The organism is Paractinoplanes hotanensis (genome assembly GCF_023717965.1).
GTDB lineage: Bacteria > Actinomycetota > Actinomycetes > Mycobacteriales > Micromonosporaceae > Actinoplanes > Actinoplanes polyasparticus.
The window spans coordinates 1-15,656 of record NZ_JAMQOL010000042.1; the positions used below are offsets into that span (position 1 = coordinate 1).

The 15,656-nt window shown below is 70.8% G+C and carries 17 protein-coding genes and 3 tRNA genes; 6 read left to right on the top strand and 14 right to left on the bottom strand.

Annotated elements, in window-relative coordinates:
* Positions 1-339: 339 nt before the first annotated feature.
* Positions 340-1,176, bottom strand: coding sequence for a Rieske (2Fe-2S) protein (locus LXN57_RS29160; protein ID WP_251801419.1), 837 nt, complete (start codon positions 1,174-1,176; stop codon positions 340-342).
* A gap of 70 nt (positions 1,177-1,246) precedes the next feature.
* Here LXN57_RS29160 and LXN57_RS29165 point away from each other — a divergent pair, with 70 nt between their 5' ends.
* Entirely contained in the window at positions 1,247-2,263 is a 1,017-nt protein-coding gene (locus LXN57_RS29165; RefSeq protein WP_251801420.1) for a serine hydrolase domain-containing protein, read from the top strand.
* A gap of 273 nt (positions 2,264-2,536) precedes the next feature.
* Here the strand turns inward: LXN57_RS29165 and LXN57_RS29170 are convergent.
* The 7 genes from LXN57_RS29170 to LXN57_RS29200 form a co-directional block, all read right to left on the bottom strand.
* Positions 2,537-2,613: transfer RNA gene (locus LXN57_RS29170), tRNA-Phe, on the bottom strand.
* A gap of 14 nt (positions 2,614-2,627) precedes the next feature.
* Positions 2,628-2,701 (bottom strand) — tRNA-Asp (locus LXN57_RS29175).
* Positions 2,702-2,789: 88 nt separating this feature from the next.
* Positions 2,790-2,862 (bottom strand) — tRNA-Glu (locus tag LXN57_RS29180).
* A 149-nt stretch (positions 2,863-3,011) separates the two neighbouring features.
* Positions 3,012-3,911, bottom strand: a complete 900-nt coding sequence (locus tag LXN57_RS29185; protein ID WP_251801421.1) for a MerR family transcriptional regulator — start codon at positions 3,909-3,911, stop codon at positions 3,012-3,014.
* Complete coding sequence (gene idi, locus LXN57_RS29190; protein WP_251801422.1) at positions 3,901-4,461, bottom strand: isopentenyl-diphosphate Delta-isomerase; 561 nt, start codon at positions 4,459-4,461, stop codon at positions 3,901-3,903. The genes LXN57_RS29185 and idi overlap by 11 nt, the downstream gene beginning before the upstream one ends.
* Positions 4,458-5,939, bottom strand: a complete 1,482-nt coding sequence (gene crtI, locus LXN57_RS29195; protein ID WP_251801423.1) for a phytoene desaturase family protein — start codon at positions 5,937-5,939, stop codon at positions 4,458-4,460. Before crtI ends, idi begins: the two co-directional genes overlap by 4 nt.
* Positions 5,940-5,961: 22 nt before the next feature.
* On the bottom strand, positions 5,962-7,122 hold the full coding sequence (locus tag LXN57_RS29200) for a polyprenyl synthetase family protein (protein WP_251801424.1): 1,161 nt from the start codon (positions 7,120-7,122) through the stop codon (positions 5,962-5,964).
* Between the two features lie 68 nt (positions 7,123-7,190).
* Here LXN57_RS29200 and LXN57_RS29205 point away from each other — a divergent pair, with 68 nt between their 5' ends.
* Both LXN57_RS29205 and LXN57_RS29210 read left to right on the top strand, forming a co-directional pair.
* Positions 7,191-8,078 carry a phytoene/squalene synthase family protein gene (locus LXN57_RS29205; protein WP_251801425.1) on the top strand — a complete coding sequence of 296 codons (888 nt, stop codon included), beginning with the start codon at positions 7,191-7,193 and terminating at the stop codon, positions 8,076-8,078.
* A 1-nt stretch (position 8,079) separates the two neighbouring features.
* Positions 8,080-9,405 carry a cryptochrome/photolyase family protein gene (locus LXN57_RS29210; protein WP_251801426.1) on the top strand — a complete coding sequence of 442 codons (1,326 nt, stop codon included), beginning with the start codon at positions 8,080-8,082 and terminating at the stop codon, positions 9,403-9,405.
* Positions 9,406-9,537: 132 nt separating this feature from the next.
* Here the strand turns inward: LXN57_RS29210 and LXN57_RS29215 are convergent, their stop codons facing one another.
* Both LXN57_RS29215 and LXN57_RS29220 read right to left on the bottom strand, forming a co-directional pair.
* Positions 9,538-10,725, bottom strand: a complete 1,188-nt coding sequence (locus LXN57_RS29215; protein WP_251801427.1) for an RNA polymerase sigma factor — start codon at positions 10,723-10,725, stop codon at positions 9,538-9,540.
* On the bottom strand, positions 10,713-11,084 hold the full coding sequence (locus LXN57_RS29220) for a YciI family protein (protein WP_251801428.1): 372 nt from the start codon (positions 11,082-11,084) through the stop codon (positions 10,713-10,715). Before LXN57_RS29220 ends, LXN57_RS29215 begins: the two co-directional genes overlap by 13 nt.
* Positions 11,085-11,175: 91 nt before the next feature.
* On the opposite strand from LXN57_RS29220, the gene LXN57_RS29225 reads away from it, so the two are divergent.
* A complete protein-coding gene (locus tag LXN57_RS29225) occupies positions 11,176-11,598 on the top strand; it encodes a YybH family protein (protein WP_251801429.1) in 423 nt (140 codons plus the stop codon).
* A 13-nt stretch (positions 11,599-11,611) separates the two neighbouring features.
* Here the strand turns inward: LXN57_RS29225 and LXN57_RS29230 are convergent, their stop codons facing one another.
* Complete coding sequence (locus LXN57_RS29230) at positions 11,612-12,508, bottom strand: LysR family transcriptional regulator (protein WP_251801430.1); 897 nt, start codon at positions 12,506-12,508, stop codon at positions 11,612-11,614.
* A gap of 70 nt (positions 12,509-12,578) precedes the next feature.
* Between LXN57_RS29230 and LXN57_RS29235 the strand changes: the two genes are divergently transcribed.
* Positions 12,579-13,607: a TDT family transporter gene (locus tag LXN57_RS29235; protein WP_251801431.1), complete on the top strand. Its 1,029-nt coding sequence runs from the start codon at positions 12,579-12,581 to the stop codon at positions 13,605-13,607.
* Here LXN57_RS29235 and LXN57_RS29240 read toward each other — a convergent pair whose 3' ends face one another.
* Positions 13,608-14,237 carry an HAD family hydrolase gene (locus LXN57_RS29240; RefSeq protein WP_251801432.1) on the bottom strand — a complete coding sequence of 210 codons (630 nt, stop codon included), beginning with the start codon at positions 14,235-14,237 and terminating at the stop codon, positions 13,608-13,610.
* A 193-nt stretch (positions 14,238-14,430) separates the two neighbouring features.
* Here LXN57_RS29240 and LXN57_RS29245 point away from each other — a divergent pair, with 193 nt between their 5' ends.
* Positions 14,431-14,745, top strand: coding sequence for a hypothetical protein (locus tag LXN57_RS29245; RefSeq protein ID WP_221380808.1), 315 nt, complete (start codon positions 14,431-14,433; stop codon positions 14,743-14,745).
* Here the strand turns inward: LXN57_RS29245 and LXN57_RS29250 are convergent.
* A complete protein-coding gene (locus tag LXN57_RS29250; RefSeq protein WP_221380809.1) occupies positions 14,742-15,131 on the bottom strand; it encodes a hypothetical protein in 390 nt (129 codons plus the stop codon). The two genes, LXN57_RS29245 and LXN57_RS29250, sit on opposite strands and share 4 nt — an antisense overlap.
* A 52-nt stretch (positions 15,132-15,183) precedes the next feature.
* On the bottom strand, positions 15,184-15,600 hold the full coding sequence (locus LXN57_RS29255) for a PaaI family thioesterase (RefSeq protein WP_251801433.1): 417 nt from the start codon (positions 15,598-15,600) through the stop codon (positions 15,184-15,186).
* Positions 15,601-15,656 lie beyond the last annotated feature (56 nt).

Below are 15,656 nucleotides of genomic sequence, written 5' to 3' on the forward strand. Positions count from 1 at the left end.
TAATTGGCACTGGCTTATCAAGCACCCTGTTGAGTTCTCAAAGAACAACCACACCCGGCCAACCGCTCCGGGGCACTCGCTCAACTTTACTAGGTCTTCCTGGCATTGTCAACCGGTTTATCCCGGTTGGTGCCGCTTCGTCCCAGTAACCCCGCGTCCTGAAGCGCGCAGCAACGCTGCGATCCGCAGTTCGAAGGATTTGGCAGGACGTCCGCTTGCGAATCTCTCCGCTGCCGCGTCCGTTTCCCTGCCGGCTCGCAAAACACTACACGCGCGTTCCCTGGGCTCCAAATCGGGTACCAGTCTGACGCGTATGGGCAGGTCAGCGCAGGGAAACCGTCAAGGTTGCGCCACTTCGACCTGGCCCGCCTCGACCCGCACGCGCAACAGGGGTTGGTGGTTTGCCGCCGGCCCGTGCACCACAACTCCGTCCCGGAGCCGGAACGTGCTGCCGTGCCAGGGGCACACCACGCAGGCGTCTTTCCCGGTTCCGACCACGTCGCCCTCGCCCAGGGGGCCGGTCTCGTGCCCGCACCGCTCGAGCATGGCGGTCACCGAGCTGCCCTCGCGCCACAGCAGCACCGGGATGTCTCCCACAGTTCGTACGGCCGGCTTGCCCTCGGGCAGCGACGCGAGCGAACCCACGGACGTCCACTCCGCCGGCACCCGATTCAGATCGGGCGCCGCCTGGTTCATCCCGCCCCCTCGGGAGTACGAGATGTGACCGCCCAGATAGGCGCCCAGCCCGGCCACCGACAAGCCGGCGTAGCTCAGCGCCCGCCCCGAGCGTCCGCGCAAGCGGGCGACCAGCGACGCCGTGTACAGCCCGACCGCCGCCACGTTCGCCGCCGCGTGGACGAGACCGACGCGCTGCTTGTCCTTGGTCATCTGCGACCAGTCGGTCCATCCGGCTGCGACCGCCGGCGCCACTCCCGCCGTGCCGACCGCGATGAGCACGGTCGAGGCCCGGCGCTGACCGGGAAGGAGATCGAGCACGCCGGCCGAGATGAACGCCCCCACCGGCACCTGTACCAGCACCGGATGGAGGGCATGGCCGATCCATACCCCGTGCAGCGTGTCCCGCAGGCGCTCGGGCGTCTTGAGGATCGCCGCCTGCACCTTGTCGATCACACCGTCGAACGAACGGGTCGTCTCCAGCCGGTTCAGTAGCTGCATGACCCGAGGGGTTCCCGCTGAGAGGTCCGTGAAACGCCGGAAGGGCCCGGAAGGGCATAGCGTGCCGGTCATGAATGGCTTGATCGCACCCGGATTCGAGGCTGTCGGCGACGCGTTCGCCATCGATCCGCGCGGAGGGTCGGCGCTGACGATCCTGCGCGGCGGCGAACCGGTCGTCGAACTGGTCGAGGGCTGGCGTGATGCCGCCCGCACCGATCCCTGGCAGCCCGACACACTGGTCAACGTCTATTCGACCGGCAAGCCCGTCATCGCCATGGCGGTGGTGCTGCTGGCCGACCGCGGCCTGGTCGATCTCGACGCGCCGATGTCCCGCTACTGGCCGTCGTTCCGCACCCCGGCGTCCGTACGCCAGGTCCTTTCCCACACAGCCGGCCTCCCCTCGTTCCCCGTGCCCCGCCCCACGTCGGCCTACAGCGACTGGGACCTGCTCTGCGGTGACCTGGCAACGGCCACACCCGAGTACGAGCCCGGCAGCGTGGCCGCCGAGCACGCGCTGACGTACGGCCACCTGCTCGGTGAACTGGTACGCCGCGTCGACGGCAGATCGCCGGCCCGGTTCATCGCCGACGAGCTCCCGTACGACTTCGGCTTCGCCCTGTCCGATGAGGACATCGCCCGCTGCGCCGAGCTGGAGTTCGACGCTCCCGACTGGCCGGAGCGCAACGCCGGTGTCCCCGGCTCCCCGAAGAGCCGCGCGATCAGCAACCCACCCGGCGCGCGCGACCTGGCTGTCATCAACAGCACGGCCTGGCGCCGAGCGTCGGTGCCCGCGGTGAACCTGCACGCCACCGCGACCGGCATCGCCCGCTTCTACGCCGACCTGCTGGCCGGCAAGCTGCCCTCCCTCGCGATTCCGCAGTACACCGGTCCCGACCTCTTCATCGGCGAGGAGACCACGTGGGGCCTGGGCGTCCAGCTCGAGCCCGACGGCACCTGGGGGCACGGCGGCCTGGGCGGCTCGGCCGGCTATGCCGACCCGTCCCGCAATCTGGCGATCGCCTACGTGAGCCGCCGCCTCACCGACTTCGCCGTGCTCGACCGGGTCGACGCAGCACTACCGCGCTGAGATTTCTCAAGCAACGGCCACCCCGACCGATTCTGAGCTGTCGCGGAATGAGGGTTCACACGGAGATGGTCGCGAGGGAGCGGTGGCGGACCGGGCTGGTGCCCGCCACACTCACGGCCGTTTCCGCTTGCCGGTGCCCGCGACGTCGCCGAAGACCCGGCGTCGCGGGCACCGTCACAGCTGGGCGCGGGAAAACGAGAATCGGGCCCGGAAAGCAAAACGCCCACCGTGCGTTTCCGCAGGTGGACGGTGCTCAGAGCCCGGCGAGAGGCCTGGTGGCCAGGGGCGGGGTCGAACCGCCGACCTTCCGATTTTCAGTCGGACGCTCGTACCAACTGAGCTACCTGGCCTTGCTGGTGCATTGCGGTCCTGACGGGACTTGAACCCGCGACCTCCGCCTTGACAGGGCGGCGAGCACTCCAACTGCTCCACAGGACCTTGCTATTCAAAAAACCTTGCTTTCCAACTGCTTGCTTTCCAACTGCTCGGTCAGTCTAGCGAACCGTGCTGGTCGCTAACCTACCAGTACCCCCAACGGGATTCGAACCCGTGCTACCGCCTTGAAAGGGCGGCGTCCTGGGCCACTAGACGATGAGGGCAACGCCATCAGTATTGCACGTCTGCAATGCTGTTCGGCTTTGACCCCAACCGGGCCCCCGCTTGAGGCTTGGAAAGCATACGTGATCCACCGCCCCGCCTCCAAACCGGTATTCCCTTTCGGGCGGCGGTGCCCTGACCAGCACAAACGTCAGCGGGTGGCGGCTACGACGGTGTTGACGGCGTCTTCCAGGCTGGTGAGCTGGACCACGCCCTCGGGCAGTTCGTCCGGCCAGCCGGGGCCGGCGGCGGCGGTCAGCATGGGTGGATGGGGCGCCGCGGCCACCTGTGCCAGCTGGTCGGGATCGGAAGAGGTGGATGTCTGCGACCAGAGCACCACCACCGTGGGGCCGGTGCGGTCGATCGCGTCGGCCAGGGCTTTCGGTGGCACGCGGGCGCCCAGCAGGCGGCTGGGGACGCCCGCTTCGGCCAGAGCGGCGGCCAGAGCCTCCAGCGGCAGCGTGTGCTGTTCCTCGTCGGCTGCGGCCAGCAGCACCCGGGGAGAGGCCGAGCCATCGGGGCGCGGCACCGAACTCAAAACCTCGGTGACCGTACGGGAAAGCATGTGTTCGACCTCGATGAAGCGGCGCGTGGCCTCGTAACGCTCGCCGATCCCGATGAGCACCGGCATGGCCACCTCTTCCCAGGCCCGGACCACGCCGTACTGGGTCACCACCATCTCGAGGATGTCGCGCATGGCCGGCCCGTCCAGGCGCATGGCGGCGCGAGCCAGCCCCCGGGCCGCGGGGGTGACGGAGCCGAGCGCGATGGCGTGCCCGCCGCCGTCGCGGGTGCGCGGCAACTCGACCTCGTCGGTGGTGAGCGGCGTCCGTTGCGCCCACGCGGCAGCTTCGGCCGGGGCGACTCCCTGGGCGGTGAGCCGCCGCATCACCTGGAGGCGGTCGAGATCCTGTTCCGTGTAGCGCCGGTGATGCCCCGGCAGGTGTTCGCTCGGGCCCAGCCCGTATCGCTGGTGCCACGTCCGCAATGTGGTGACCGCCACCCCGAGGCGACGGGCCACGGCCCCTGCGGTGAGTCCGTCACCGGCCATCGGGCTGGGCCGGCCTGGCTTCGAGCGCTAGGCGCTGGGTGACGCCGAGGAGCCAGGGCGCGTACGACCGGGGGTCGCTCTCGGCCTCGGCCAGGAGCACCGGCACCGAGACCCACCGCAGGCCGGCGACCTCGTCCGGGTCGGGCGACGGCCGTACGCCGGAAGGCAGATCCCCGACGAGCACGTGGTCGTACTCGTATTCGACACGACCGGTGGCCGGATCCTCCGCGTAGTACGCGTAGACGCCCACCTCGGTGAGCTCCACGCCGTCGACCCCGAGCTCTTCGACCAGACGCCGCGCGGCCGCGACGGGCAACGCCTCGCCCGGCAGCGGATGGCCGCAACACGTGTTCGCCCAGCGCAGCGGGAACCGCGTCTTCACCGCCGCCCGCTGCTGCAACAGCACCTGCCCGAACTCGTCGCGCAGGAAGACCGAGAACGCCCGGTGCAGCCGGCCCGGCGCCTGGTGCGATTCGGCGACCGTGGCCGTGCCGAGGGCCCGCCCCTCGGCGTCGACCAGTTCGACCAGGTGGGCCTCGCGCGCGGTCACGACGTCGCCCGGGTGACGCGGGCCGCGGCCAGTTTGCCGCTGATCAGCACCATCGGCACACCCACGCCGGGCTGGGTGCCGGAGCCGGTGAAGACCACGTTGTCGAGGCCGGGGTGCAGGTTGGCCGGCCGGAAGGGGCCGGTTTGGGCGAACGTGTGCGCGGCCGCGAACGGCGTGCCGGCGGCCATGCCCTGCTCCTCCCAGTCGGCCGGTGTGATGATCTGCTGCACCTCGATGCCGTCGCCGAAGCCGACATAGCCGCGCTTCTCCAGGGTGCGGACCAGCGACGACGCGTACCGCTCGGCGAGACCGCCGCGCCAGTCCATCGGTCCGGAGATCAGATTCGGGGTGGGGGCGAGCACGTAGTAGCTCTGTCGTCCCGAGGGCGCGGCCGACGGATCGGTGTGCGTCGGGTTGGTCACCAGGAGCGAGGGGTCGCTCATCAACAGCCCCTTGCCGATGACCTCCTGGAACGTGCCGCGCCACTTCGATCCGAAGTGGATGTTGTGGTGCGCGATCTTGCTGTACTGCCGGCTCGAACCGATGTGCAGAACCACGCAGGAGGGTGAGTACTTCAGGTTGCGCTGGCGCCGCGGGGGAAGCAGGTCGCGCTTCGCGATGGGCAGGTCCGGGTTCAGTACGACCACGTCGGCCGGGATCCGCGAGCCGTCCTCCGTGATCACCGCGGTCGCCCGGCCGTTGACCGTCTCGACCTCGGTCACCGTGGTCTCGTAGCGGAACGTCACGCCGTGCTTCTCGGCCGCGCCGGCCAGCGCCCGGGGGACGGCGTGCATGCCGCCCTTCGGAAAGAAGACGCCGGCGACGGAGTCGAGATAGGCGATCACGGCGTAGATGGCCAGCGCGTCGTGCGGCGCGAGACCCGCGTACATCGCCTGGAACGAGAAGATCCGCTGGGTCCGGGGATCGCGGAAGTACTGGTTGATCTTCGGTTGCAGCCGCCGGAACCCGCCCAGGCCGAGCAGCTTCAGCAGGTTGAGGTTGACCAGGTCGAGCGGGGTGTCGAGGTTGCGGTCGATGAAGTGGTTGCGTTCCAGCTGCCACAGCTGCCGCGCGAAATCGACGAACCGCAGGTAGCCGTCGGCCTCCCGCGGCCCGCAGACCCGGCTGATCTCGGCCGCCATCCGTACCGTGTCGGTGCGGACGTCCAGCGTGGACCCGTCGGGATAGAAGGCCCGGTAGGCCGGGTCGAGCGGCGTCAGCTCGAGCCAGTCGGACAGGTTCTCGCCGACGGCGTTGAGCGGCTCGGCGATCAGCTCGGGCATGGTCAGCACGGTCGGTCCGGTGTCGAACTCGTACCCCCGCAGGCTGAGCCGACCGGCACGCCCGCCGGGCACGGCCTCGCGCTCGACGACCGTCACCTGCCGTCCGGCCGCGGCCAGATGCAGGGCGCAAGCCAGGCCGCCCAGTCCTGCGCCGACCACGACCACGTGGTCGGTCGGTCCTGTCACGGTTCTCATCGTGTGCACCTCCGGGTCGACATCATGCCGGGCGGTGCGTGACACGAACCGCAAGCTCGATGAGCGCCGCACGCGCTTCTTCGTGGATCGGGGCCTGGGCCAGGGCGGCGACGCCGTCGGCGACCCGCTCCTGAATCATCGCCTCGAGCCGGGCGGGCGCGCCTGTCTCGGCGATGATGCCGGCGCGACGCTCGATCTGGGCCTGGGTGAAACCGCCCTCGGTGCGGGCGTCGGTAGGACCGCCGGAGCCGTCGGCGGGGTTGACGGCTCCGGCGGGGTCGAGGGTCAGCTCGGCGCGCTGGGCCGGGGTGGCCAGCTTGCGGGCGAGCATGAGGAGGGCGGTGGGCTTTCCGGTACGCAGGTCGTCGCCGGCCGGCTTGCCGGTGATCGCGGGATCGCCGTACACGCCCAGAAGGTCGTCTCGAAGCTGGAACGCCTCGCCGACCGCGAGCCCGTAGGACCCGTACGCCTGCTCGGTCTCCGACTGGGCGGCGCCGGTCAGGGCGAGCCCGAGCTGCAGCGGGCGCTGGACGGTGTAACTAGCGGTCTTGTGGCGGGCGACGAGCAGGGCGCGGTCGACCGACCAGGCGCCGGGCTGGTTCTCGCCGAGAATGTCGAGATACTGCCCGGCTATCGCTTCGACGCGCATGCGGTCGTAACAGGCGCGGACGGTGGGCGGAGCCTCGGAGCGGGCCAGCAGCTGGTCGGCCCAGACGAGGCAGAGGTCGCCGATGAGGATCGCGGCGGACGAGCCGAAGCGCTGCGGGTCGCCGATGCTGCCGTCGTTCTCGTGCTGTCCGGCGAAGATGCGGTGCGCGGTGGGCCGGCCCCGGCGGGTGTCCGACTCGTCCATCACGTCGTCGTGGATCAGCGCGAACGTGTGCATGAGCTCGAGCGCGGCGAAGGCCGGCAGCACCGGCTCGACCGGCGCGTCGGGCCCGGCGGAGCCCCGCCAGCCCCAGTACGCGAAGACCGGGCGCAGCCGCTTGCCGCCGGCGTGCACCAGGTCGCGGGCCGTGCGGGCGAAACGGCCGAGGGCCGGATCGATCGAGTCCAGCGACCCGATCTGGGCGGCCAGGAAGTCGGCCAGCGTCCCCTGGATCGCATCGATCAGCGTGTGCGGCGAGGCACCCTGGCGGGGAACACCCCTGTGCCGGTTTCCCTCGAGCGTGTCGTTAGCCACGTTCAGTACCGTACCCTTGCTTTGAAGTTGCGTCGATTTGTGCGTCGATTTTTCTCCGGAGGCTCCCCGTGGACGTCGATCTGGCCGCTGCCTACGAGCGGTGCCGCGAGCTGCACAAGCGGCACGGGCGCACCTATTACCTGGCCACGAGGCTCCTTCCGGCCTGGAAGAGACGGCATGTGCACGCCCTGTACGGCTTCACCCGGTATGCCGACGAGATCGTCGATCAAACCTCGGAACTCCCCGCCGTCGAGCGGGCCGCCCGCCTGAACGAGTGGTCCGAGGCGTTCGTCGCCGGCCTGCGCGGTGAGCCCGTCGACGACCCGCTGCTGCCCGCGGTGCTGCACACCATCGCGGTGTTCGACCTCGAGGTGGACGACTTCGCGACGTTCCTGCGCTGCATGGCGATGGATCTCACCGAGACCTCGTACGGCACGTACGACGACCTGCTCGACTACATGGAGGGCTCGGCCGCCGTCATCGGCACGATGATGCTGCCGATCCTCGGCTCGAACGATCCCGCCGCTGCCCGCGAGCCCGCCCGCCAGCTCGGGTTCGCCTTCCAGCTCACCAACTTCATCCGCGACATCGCCGAGGACCTCGAACGCGGCCGCGTCTACCTGCCCGAGTCGCATCTCGGCCGGTTCGGCGTCACCCGCGACGACCTCGCCCGCGGGCTGGCCACCCCCGAGATCAAAGAGCTGGTCCGGTACGAGATCGGGGTGGCCCGCGAGCACTATGCGGCCGCCGCGCCCGGCATCGTGATCCTCGAACCGGCGTCGCAGGCCTGCATGCGGACGGCCTTCGCCCTCTACGGCGGCATCCTCGAAGAGATCGAGGCCAACGACTACGACGTCTTCGCCCGCCGGGCCACCGTGCCGAACCGGCGCCGGGCCGCGGTCGCGGTGCGCAGCCTGCTCACCCGGGCCGGCACCCCCGTCCGGACGGCGGCCTGAGATGAAGACCGCCGTCGTGCTGTTCACCCGGGACCTGCGGGTGCACGACAATCCCGCACTCGCCGCCGCCTGTGCGAACGCCGAGCAGGTGGTGCCGCTCTTCGTGCTCGACCCGGACCTCACCCGGCTGTCGCCCAACCGCACCCGGTTCCTGCACGAGTCGCTGGCCGACCTGCGGGCCGCGCTCCGCGACCGGGGCGGCGACCTGGTCATCCGGATCGGCGACCCGGTGGCCGAGGCGATCGAGCTGGCCCGCTCCACCGGCGCCGAGGGCATCGGCATGGCGGCCGACGTCAGCCAGTACGCCCGCCGCCGCGAGGAGCGGATGCGCAAGGAGTGCGAACGGCACCGGATCGCGCTGCGGCTGTTCCCCGGTTTGACCGTGGTCGACCCGGGGGCGCTGCGGCCCGGCGGAGGCGGTGACTCGTACCGGGTGTTCTCGCCGTACCACCGCGTCTGGCGGGCGGCCCGATGGCGGGAGGAAGTGGCCGCACCCGCCACGGTCACGCTGCCGCCGGGCATCGCGCTGGGGCACCTGCCGGCGATCCCGAAAGGCGAGTCGCCCGACGCTGCCCCGGGCGGTGAGACCGAGGCCCGGCGGCGGTTCGCGACCTGGTTGCGGCACATCGGGCCGTACCCCGAGCTGCACAACGACCTACCCGGCGACGGCACCAGCCGGCTCAGCCCGTACCTCAGGTTCGGTTGTCTGTCGCCTTTGGAGCTGACGAGGGCGGCGATCAGCCACGAGGCCGAGGAGTACGCGCGGCAACTCTGCTGGCGGGACTTCTATTACCAGGTCGCGCTGACGTTCCCGCAGCTGTCGACCCGGCCGCTGCGCCCCCGGGCCGACACCGAATGGCGCGTCGACCGGGACGCCCTTCAGCACTGGCAGGACGGCACAACCGGTGTACCGGTGGTCGACGCGGGCATGCGCCAGATGCGGGCCGAGGGCTGGATGCACAACCGGGCCCGCCTGATCACCGCCGCGTTCCTGACCAAGCACCTCGGCGTCGACTGGCGCCCCGGAGTCCAGTGGTTCTTCCGCTGGCTGCTCGACGGCGACGTGCCCAACAATTCGGGCAACTGGCAGTGGGTCGCGGGCACCGGAAACGACACCCGCCCCTACCGCAAGTTCAATCCGATTCGTCAGGCTCAACGTTTCGACCCCGAAGGCGTGTACGTTCGGCGCTACGTACCCGAACTCAAGGGAATCGAGGGCGGCGCCGTGCACCAGCCCTGGCGCTTGCCGGAGAAGGTCCGGCGTGGCCTCGATTACCCAGGGCCGCTCGAGTCACACCGAGATGAGGCGGTGTGGCTGCGGCCGTGACCCCGCCCGGTACGCCCGGGCGGGTTCTCAGCGGGGCCCGCCGGCCCGTTGCGTCCGTCATAACGTCAAGGTCGGCGGGCTCCGCGCCCTCTCGCTGCACGGTCTTTCCCCCGTACGCCCGGTTGTCACGCATCAGCGCAGACGCGACGCCCGGGATTCCAGGTAACGCTGCTCGGGCAGGCTCAGTGTCCGGCGCGCGGCCAGCAGGTACTCGTCACGGGCAGCGGTGCGGTCGCCCGAGCGTTCGAGCAGGTGGGCCCTCACTGCGGTGACGCGGTGGTGGGTGGCCAATGCCGGTTCGGTGGCGGCCTTCTCCAGGGCGCGCAGGCCGACCAGTGGGCCGTCGACCTCGGCGAGCGCGACGATCCGGTTCAGCGTGACCATCGGGCCCGGGGCCACCGCTTCCAGCAGGCGGTACAGGGCCAGGATCTGCGGCCAGTCGGTCGCGCCGGGCTCGGCGTGAACGGCGGCGATCGCGGCCTGCAGCTGGAACGGGCCGATTTCGGTGTCGCGCAGCGCGGCGGTGATGATTTCCACTCCCTCGTCGATCGCGGTGCGGTTCCACAGCGTGCGGTCCTGCTCGGCCAGGGGCACCAGGGCGCCGTCGGGGCGGGTGCGGGCCGGGCGGCGGGCGTCGGTGAGCAGCATCAACGCGAGCAGGCCGGCCACCTCGCCGTCCTGCGGCAGACGGGCGTGCAACTGGCGGGTCAGGCGGATCGCCTCGGTGCTCAGTTCGACGCGGTGCAACGACGAACCCGAGCTGGCGGTGTGGCCCTCGTTGAAGATCAGGTACAGGGTCTGGCGTACGCCGGGAAGTCGCTCCTCGAAGTCGGCCGGCAGCACAAAACGGGCGCCGGTCTCACGGATCTTGCGCTTGGCCCGGCTGATGCGCTGGCCGACCGTGCTCTCCGGCACGAGCAGGGCGCGGGCGATCTCGGCCGTGCTCAGGCCGCCGACCGCACGTAGCGTCAACGCCACCTGGGACAGCGGCGTCAATGCGGGATGGCAACAGAGCACCAGCAGCGTCAGTTCGTCGTCACCGCGTACGGAAGGAACCGGATCCGCCGGCAGTGCCTCGCGCCGGCGCCGGGCCTCCTCGTTGCGCAGCAGCTCGATGCGACGACGCGAAGCGACGCGGATCAGCCACGCGCGCGGATCGTCCGGCATTCCTTCCCGGGGCCATTGCCGGGCCGCCGCCAGCAGCGCCTCCTGCACCGCGTCCTCGCTGGTGTCGAAGTCGCCGTAACGCCGCACCACCGCGCCCAGCACCTGCGGCGCGGCGGTACGCAGCACCTCCTCCAGAGGGGTCAGAACTCCCACCCGCTCATGTCCAGGATGGGGCGCACCTCGACCTCGGTGTTCGCCGCGTCGGGCACCTTGGCCGCCCACGCCACGGCCTCGTCCAGGCTGGGCACGTCGATCAGATAGAAGCCGGCCAGGTGTTCCTTGACCTCGGCGTACGGGCCGTCCGACACGATCGTCTCGCCGTCGCGCACCGAGACGAAGCGGGCCAGCGACGGGTCGGCCAGCCCCTCACCGGCGACGTGCACCCCGGCCTCCGCCATCTCTTCGTTCAGCTGCAGGTGGCCGCGGCCGAAGGCGGTCCGTTCGTCGTCGGACATCGTCTCCCAGACGGCCAGGCTGCGTGGGTTCGACTGGATGAGGATCAGATATTTCACGGTCATCTCCTTTGCCTCACTCAGCATGTCGAAGCCGCGGGCCCGGCTTCGACGTGCCCGGTGAAGTTTCTTGAACCGAGAGGAGCACGACATGCGAGAGATCCGCGAAGTGATCGAGGGACGGGCGGCCCGGCTGAGCGAGGGCGACGTGCGGGGCTTCCTGGCGTACTCGGCGCCCGAAGTTGTTCTTTACAGCCTCGCGCCGCCGCTGGGCGAGCGGGTCGACGGCAGCGACCCGACCGCGACCGAGCAGTGGCTGGCCACCTTCGAGGCGCCGCCGCGCCGCGAGATCACCCAGCTCGAGATCGCCGCCGACGGCGACGTCGCGTTCGCGACCAGCATCGACTCGATGAGCGCGACCCCCAAGGGAACGACCGACGCGTTCACCCTCTGGTATCGGGTGACGCTCGGCCTGCGCCGCGTCGACGGACGCTGGCTGGTCGTGCACGAGCACGAGTCGGTGCCGTTCCAGATGGACGGCTCGTTCGCCGCCGCCATCGACCTGAAGCCCTGATGCCGGCGCGCGGTCAGGCGCGGCGCGCGATGGCGTAGAGGTCGCGGGCCGGCCCGATGAGCTGGTCGGCGGCCCGCCACACCGCTTGCAGCCGGCGCTGGAGCGGGACGGCGGCCGGCACGGCCACGAGCGTGCCCGCCGTCAGTTCGGCGGTCACCGCGAGCGAGCTGAGCACGGCCGGACCCGAACCGGCCGCGACAGCGTGCTTGATCGCGGTGGTCGACGACAGCTCCACCATCGGGGCCGCCGCGACCAAGCCGCCGAGCGCCTGGTCGAACGCGCGGCGGGTGCCCGAGCCGGCCTCGCGGGAAACCATCGGCGCCTCGGCCAGTTCGGCCGCCGTTACCGCCCGGCACCGTCGCGCCCACGGATGCGCCGGCGCCACGACCACGGTCAGACGGTCGGTCGCCACCACCTCGGCGTGCAGTCCGGCCGGCAGGTCGGGACCCTCGACGAAGCCGAGCTCGACCTGCCCGGCCAGCACCGAGGCGGCCACGTCGGCCGAGTTCGCGGCCTGCAGCGTCACGGCCAGCCCGGGGTGAGCGGCGCGCAGCGCGACCAGCCACGCCGGCAGCAGATATTCGGCCACGGTCTGGCTCGCCGCGACCGTGAGGCGGCTCTCATGGGTGGCCCGCAGCGCGGCCAGCCCGGCCGCCAGCGCGTCGGCCGCGTCGACGGCCGAACGGGCCCAGTCGGCGACCAGGGCGCCGGTGCCGGTCAGGGTGGAACCGCGCGGGGTGCGGTGCAGCAACGTCAGCCCCACCCGCCGTTCCAGTTCACGCAGGCGGGCGCTGGCCGCCGGCTGGGAGATGCGGTGCTCGGCGGCGGCCCGGCCCACGCTGCCCAGCCGGGCGACGCTGAGCAGCAGGTCGAAGCCGGTCAGGTCGGCGGCGAACGGCGGTAGAGGCATAACTCCAGATTATGACCTCAGCCGCGATCACCACCTACCGGCGGCGATCGAACAGCCGCAGGGTGGAGGCATGTTCGGACCCAACTGGTTCGCCTCCGTCATGGGCACCGGGATCGTCGCCACCGCGGCCGCAACCCTGCCCGTCCACCTGCCCGGCCTGCACGCCTTCGCCACCGTGATGTGGCTGCTGGCCACGCTGCTGCTGGCGACCGTGATCGTGGCGTTCGCGCGCCGGGGCACCACGCACAGCGCCGACCCGGTGCTGGTGCAGTTCTGGGGCGCGCCGCCGATGGCGCTGATGACCATCGGAGCGGGCACGCTGCTGCTCGGCCCCGGCAGCATCGCCGTCACCGCCTCGTTCGTGCTGTGGAGCGCCGGCACGGTGCTCGGCCTCATCGTGGCGGTCGCCGTCCCGTACCGGATGATGACCCGACCCGGCACCGCGCCCGACGCGGCGTTCGGTGGCTGGCTCATGCCGGTCGTGCCACCGATGGTCTCCGCCGCCACCGGCGCGCTGCTCGTGCCGCACGTGCCCGACGGCCGCGACCTGCTGCTGGTTTGCTACGCCCTGGCCGGGATCAGCCTGATCGCCTCGCTCATCGTGATCACCCAGATCTGGACGCGCCTGGTCAACCACCAGGTCGGCGCGGCCCGCATGGTCCCGACACTGTGGATCGTGCTCGGTCCGCTGGGCCAGTCGGTCACCGCGTTCCACCTGCTGGGCCGCTCGGCCGAGGGGGTGCTGCCCGACCCGTACGCGTCGGGCGCCCAGATGCTGGCAGTGCTCTACGGCGTACCGGTGCTGGGTTTCACCCTGTTCTGGGCCGCGCTGGCCACCGCGATCACCGTGCGTACCGCGCGCAGCGGCCTGCCGTTCTCACTCACCTGGTGGAGCTTCACGTTCCCGGTCGGCACGGTGGTGACTGCGACCGGCGGCCTGGCCACCCGAACCGGGTCCCCCGTGCTGACCGCGCTGGCGGTGGCCCTGTTCGCCGTCCTGCTGACGGCTTGGACGATCGTCACGACCCGGACCTTGCGCGGCGTGCGACAGAAAACCCTGTGGCCCGCCGCAGCTCAGCCGGTGCCTGCGACGCGCTGATCAGGTTGGCGGGGTCAGTGCTTCGAGAGCGGCGACGCAGTCGACAGCGGTGACAGTCGGCCGGTAAGGAACGTCATCCGGCCACACCCGCCCACCCGACACCCAGGCGGTGCGCAGCCCGGCACCGAACCCGCCCCCGACGTCGTACGCGATGTTGTCGCCCACCATCCAGCCGCCCTCAGGCAGATCGGCCCCCACCGCCGCCGCCGCGATCTCGAAGATGCGCCGATCAGGCTTCCGCACCCCGGCCCCCTCCGAGATGACCCAGCCCCGCACCAGCCGATCCAACCCCGTACGGCGCAGCTTCGCCCCCTGCTGAGCCACCGTGCCGTTGGTGACCACCACCGGCACGAACCCCGCGGCCGTAGCTTCGCGCAGCGCCGCATCCACCCGAGGATCGGGCGCAAGCTGCTCGACCATGCCCGCCCGCAGCTCGACCAGCGTCTCCCCCGCATCCAGCCCGTACCGCTCGGCGATCACCCGGGCCAGTTCCTCCCGCCGCCGGTAGCCGTCCCGATCCTCCGTGACGAGCCACGCCACCTCACCCGCGCCGAACCGTCCCCGGGCCCACGCCGCATACGCCCCCGCCCGATCGATGAGCGTGTTGTCCAAATCCAGAAGCAACAGCATCGATCGATCCTCCCAGCAACCCGGAACCCCCTCGGCGAACCCCGCCCTGGGGAGATCGACTGCGAGGCGGCAGCCGAAGCGGGCACGGGACCAGGCTTGTAGGCGGCTGTGCGGTCGATAAGAGTGAACTGCGGATCGGTGAGCAGCAACGTTCGTCGATCTTGTCCGGGTCGGGCGTGATGAGGAGGACGGCGTGCTGACATTCACGAACGCGGCTGAGCAGGCGGCCTGGAGCATGGCCGAGGCGCTCAGCGAGAAGGCCTTCGCCGCGATGAAGAACGCCGAGGAGGCGCAGGAGATGTTCCGGTCCGGCCGGATGGCGATGCGCCGGCAGTTCAAGGCGCGCGGCCTGTCCGAGGTCGACGCGGCCATCCGCTGGAAGAGCACCGCCCAGGCCCAGTCCGCGCTGGCCGACCACGAGTTCTACATGTCGCTGGCGTCGATGTACAACGAGGCCGCGGCCGCCCAGTACACCAAGGCGCTGTATCTCAAGAACGGCAAAGGCTAAGCGGCGCGGTGACGCAGCGTCGCCACCGTCGAGCCGGCCAGGGCCAGCAGGCAGTCGGGCAGCTGGCCGTCGGCGATCGCGGCGCCGAACAGGGCCTCGGCGGTCGGGATGTCGCCGTTCGCGTAGGCGCTGATGAAGCGGGCCACCCACCGCTTGTCGTAGCGCGCGTCGTCGATGCCGGGGAAGTCGAGCGTCCACGCGCCGCCCGAGGGCACCTGGCCGACCATCGTCGCGGCCAGGCACCAGGCCACGTCGTAGGCGCCGACGATGCCCGAACGGTCGACGACCGAGTCGAACGTGCCGACCACCGCATCACTGTCGCCGCTCAGCGCACTCTGAAGCACGAGTGCCGCGTCGTCGATAGCGTGCTGTGGTACCTCGGTCACGAGAAAGAAGGTACGTGGAACGGTCAAGGTCTGCGCGGTGAGACCCCGGAAATCACGCTCCGCGGAGCAGGCAGGTGATACGCGCGGTGCAGACGCGTTCCCCGCTGTCGTCGGTGATGACGATTTCGTACGTCGCCATGGTGCGGCCCCGGTGCACCGGGGTGGCCACCCCGGTGACGACCCCGGACCGTGCCGACTTGTGATGCGTGGCGTTGATGTCGACGCCCACGGCGAACGGCCGGTCGACCGTCTGCCCGTGCATGACCGCCCCGACCGAGCCCAGCGTCTCGGCCAGCACGCACGAGGCGCCGCCGTGCAGAAGCCCGTACGGCTGGGTGTTGCCCTCGACCGGCATGGTGCCGACGACGCGTTCGGCCGACGCCTCGCTGAGCTGGATGCCCATTCGCGCACCGAGCGACCCGCCGGCGTCGGTGAAGAGCTCCTGCACACTGTCGGCCGCTATGTCCATTCGATGAACGTTACCGGCGGCACTCGGCTCGCGGCGCTGTGACTTGGGTCTTACTC

Coding starts and splice junctions, on each gene's coding strand:
- LXN57_RS29225 (WP_251801429.1), top strand. CDS start 11,176: ATGCGAGAGATCCGCGAAGTGATCGAGGGACGGGCGGCCCGGCTGAGC.
- LXN57_RS29165 (WP_251801420.1), top strand. CDS start 1,247: ATGAATGGCTTGATCGCACCCGGATTCGAGGCTGTCGGCGACGCGTTC.
- LXN57_RS29185 (WP_251801421.1), bottom strand. CDS start 3,911: ATGGCCGGTGACGGACTCACCGCAGGGGCCGTGGCCCGTCGCCTCGGG.
- LXN57_RS29235 (WP_251801431.1), top strand. CDS start 12,579: ATGTTCGGACCCAACTGGTTCGCCTCCGTCATGGGCACCGGGATCGTC.
- LXN57_RS29255 (WP_251801433.1), bottom strand. CDS start 15,600: ATGGACATAGCGGCCGACAGTGTGCAGGAGCTCTTCACCGACGCCGGC.
- LXN57_RS29230 (WP_251801430.1), bottom strand. CDS start 12,508: ATGCCTCTACCGCCGTTCGCCGCCGACCTGACCGGCTTCGACCTGCTG.
- LXN57_RS29210 (WP_251801426.1), top strand. CDS start 8,080: ATGAAGACCGCCGTCGTGCTGTTCACCCGGGACCTGCGGGTGCACGAC.
- LXN57_RS29160 (WP_251801419.1), bottom strand. CDS start 1,176: ATGCAGCTACTGAACCGGCTGGAGACGACCCGTTCGTTCGACGGTGTG.
- crtI (WP_251801423.1), bottom strand. CDS start 5,939: ATGAGAACCGTGACAGGACCGACCGACCACGTGGTCGTGGTCGGCGCA.
- LXN57_RS29240 (WP_251801432.1), bottom strand. CDS start 14,237: ATGCTGTTGCTTCTGGATTTGGACAACACGCTCATCGATCGGGCGGGG.